This window comes from Gelidibacter algens (assembly GCF_001678675.1).
Lineage (GTDB): Bacteria > Bacteroidota > Bacteroidia > Flavobacteriales > Flavobacteriaceae > Gelidibacter > Gelidibacter algens.
The window spans coordinates 1-3348 of sequence record NZ_LZRN01000096.1 but is presented as its reverse complement, the minus strand read 5'-3'; the positions used below and the strand labels follow the sequence as shown (position 1 = coordinate 3348).

Here is a 3348-nt window from a genome sequence, read left to right as displayed (position 1 = left end):
GGCGTAGGTAATTAAGAAAAACTCGAAACCGAAAAAAAAGTAAAAAAAAACGGTAATTTTAGGACGGAATAGAAAGACGTAATTTTTTTTGGTTTTTAAGGGTAAAATTCAAAAGCAAAGTTTATCGACAAAAACAAATCTGGAATTACCAATCTCGCCCGAAAACCGAAACCGAAAAATCTGAACCTAAAAATAGAAACCAAAACAGCAACGTCGGATTTGAGCAAGTTGCGTGAAATAACAACGTCGGACTTGACTCGTGCGAACGGAATCACAACGTCGGACTTGAGCCAGTTGCGCAAAATAAAAATAAAACGTGGGACTTAACTCGGACGGAAAAAAATTACAGAGCGCAGAGAAAATACGGTTGCCAACACCGTGTATAAAACATAGCTGATTTCGGCTTAACCCAAAGGTCTGTGCCTGTTTGCCAAGTCCGCCAAATCTTTGATTTGGGCTTTATTATTGAAAAAAAATGTTCCAAATCAAAGATTTGGCTAATTGCTAAATCGAAAATTATTGTATTTTTATACGCTACGTTTCATACACATCAACGTTGTGCGTAAGCTGAACAGACCAAGAAAACTCGTTATTAGATTCAAAATTTTTGACTTTTAAGAACATACAACTGAAATTGAAGCCGAAATTATCACGCCGAAATGTAACATGAAAAAACAAGCCACAATATTAATTATTCTTATTACGGTCGTTTTTTCCTGCAATCAAACCAAATCAAAAAAGCATTTAAATGAAACTGGATACTTCGGTTCGATTTGTGCCAGTGATTTCGGTTTCATAGTGCCAGGCATTTCGGTTCAAACTGTGCCACTTTTGCCTGTGTGGTAAAAGTCTATATCGGTTCGATTTGTGCCACAGTTCGACCTCGCTCACCGCAGCGCTTTGAAAGATCAAGTAATAATTACCTTGTCGCCAAAAAACGTGCGATATGGCCAACACACTTGATCCAATGGACTTAAAACAAATCATTTCCCTGCACCTAGATGGGTTCAGCAACCGTAAAATAGGCGCTACCCTGGGGATATCCCGCAACACGGTAAACAATTATATGCAGCTGTTCAAGGCCAGTGACCGTTCCCCTGAGGAACTGTTGGCCCGCGACAATGCTGCCCTGGAGGCACTCTTTCCTTCCAGTACCACGATAGCCAATCCCCGTTACGGTGAGCTAATGCTGTATTTTGACGGGATCAACAAAGCCCGGAACCATCCCGGTTTTACCTTTCTGTTCCACTACCAGGAATATGTGCAACATGCCAAAGAACCCTATAGTTATACCCAGTTCATGGAGCATTACAACCGTAAATACTCAAAGGTCAGGGGATCAATGAAACTGGAGCACGATCCGGGCAATGAGATGTATGTGGACTATGCGGGCAAGAAGCTGCAGATCGTGGACCGGGCCACCGGGGAGCTCATTGCGGTGGAGGTCTTTGTGGCCATCCTGCCCAACAGCCAGTACACCTATGTGGAAGCCTGCCATAGCCAAAAGAGAGCCGATCTTATCACATGCTGTGGCCATGCCCTGGAGTTTTATGGCGGGGTGCCCAAGGCCATCGTCTCCGATAATCTAAAGTCGGCCGTAACCCGTGCCAGTCGTTATGAGGCGGATATCAACCGCAGTTTTAAGGACTTTGCCAGGCACTACAACTGTGTGATCAACCCGACCCGTGGATACTCCCCGCAGGACAAGGCCCTTGTAGAGAATGCTGTCCATCTTGCCTATCAGCGCATCTATTATCCCTTGCGCAATATGACCTTCTTCTCCCTAAGCGAGCTCAACAAAGAGATCCGCAAGCTGTTGACAGCCTATAACAATCTACTGTTCAAAAGGAAACAGGCCAGCCGTCTGGAGCTCTTCCAGTCCATAGAAAAAGGCCATTTAAAATCACTTCCACTAAGTCCCTACCAGCTCAAGGACTATTGCCGTGCAAAGGTGCAGAAGATGGGATATGTGTACTTCTCGCCAGATAAAAGTTATTATAGCGTACCCTACCGCTACATCGGCAAGCAGACCCAGATCCATTATACCGCCACGACTGTGGAAGTGTATTACAACCATCAGCGGATAGCCCTGCACCAGCGTAATCCCAGTAAGGGAAACTACAACACAAATCGTGACCACCTGAGCAGTACCCACAAATATTATGTGGACTGGAGCCCTGAATTTTTTAAAAAGAAAGCTGCCCTGCACGGGGAAAATGTAGTGGCCTGTATTGATACCATCATTGCCTCGGGAGATTACCCCGAGATCGGTTACAAGCGTGCCATGGGACTTATCCAGTTGCACAGAGCCTTTGGCTCACAACGCTTGGACAGCGCATGCAAAAGGGCCATACAGGCAGATGCGGTCGCATACCAGCGCATCAAGAATATCCTGAAAAACAACCTGGACCGGTCTTCCCTGTTCTACCAAGATCTAGAACAAGACAAACCTCATATCCCCGTACATGAGAATCTCCGGGGAGCTTCGGCCTATCAATAAATATGTAACCAATAAACTCTATAATTATGAACAACAATCAAACCGTTGAAAAACTAAAACAAATGCGCCTAGGTGCCATGGCAGACTTACACCTGCTGCATATCAAGGAAAATCGCACACCGGATCTTACGGCCGATGAATACTTGGCATTGCTCACGGACCATCAGTGGGAGGACCATAAGGATCGAAAGATCCAAAGGCTCCTCAAGCAGGCATCCTTCCGTGGACAGGCCGATCTGGCGGAAGTGGACTACGCCCAACAGCGCAATCTGGACAGGAACATGTTCCTGCGTCTGGGCTGTCTGGATTTTATGAAACGAAAAGAGAATATTATTATGACCGGTGCCTCCGGAGTTGGAAAAAGTTATCTGGCCCAGGCCCTGGGGCACCAGGCGTGCATGATGGAATATCGCACCATCTATGCCAACACGGCCCGTTTATTAAAAAGACTGAAGCTCAGCAAGGCCGATGGAACCTATCTAAAAGAACTGGCAAAGCTCCTAAAGGCAGATCTGCTTATCCTGGATGACTTTGGTCTGCAAGGTTTTGACAACCATGCAAGAGAATCACTTATGGATATAATCGATGACCGTTACAACCGATCCTCCACCATCATCTTATCTCAAATACCAGTCTCCGCCTGGTATGACATCATTGGAGAAGGAACCATAGCTGATGCAATCCTGGACAGGATCGTAAACTCATCCCACAGGATCGACCTCAAAGGGGAATCCTTAAGAAAGGGAGCTTTAAAGAACGAATAACAATAATTTTTTATATAATTGCAAGATCTTTCAAAGTGGCACGGTTTGACCGAAACAGGTGGCACCATCACTCCGAAATAGCCA

General features: G+C 45.4%; 2 protein-coding genes. Both read left to right on the top strand.

Features of this window, described 5'->3' with window-relative positions; genetic code table 11:
• Positions 1 to 946: 946 nt before the first annotated feature.
• Positions 947 to 2500: an IS21 family transposase gene (gene istA, locus A9996_RS19100; RefSeq protein ID WP_066431889.1), complete on the top strand. Its 1554-nt coding sequence runs from the start codon at positions 947 to 949 to the stop codon at positions 2498 to 2500.
• Positions 2501 to 2526: 26 nt separating this feature from the next.
• On the top strand, positions 2527 to 3264 hold the full coding sequence (gene istB / locus A9996_RS19095) for an IS21-like element helper ATPase IstB (protein WP_066431887.1): 738 nt from the start codon (positions 2527 to 2529) through the stop codon (positions 3262 to 3264).
• Positions 3265 to 3348: the final 84 nt, after the last annotated feature.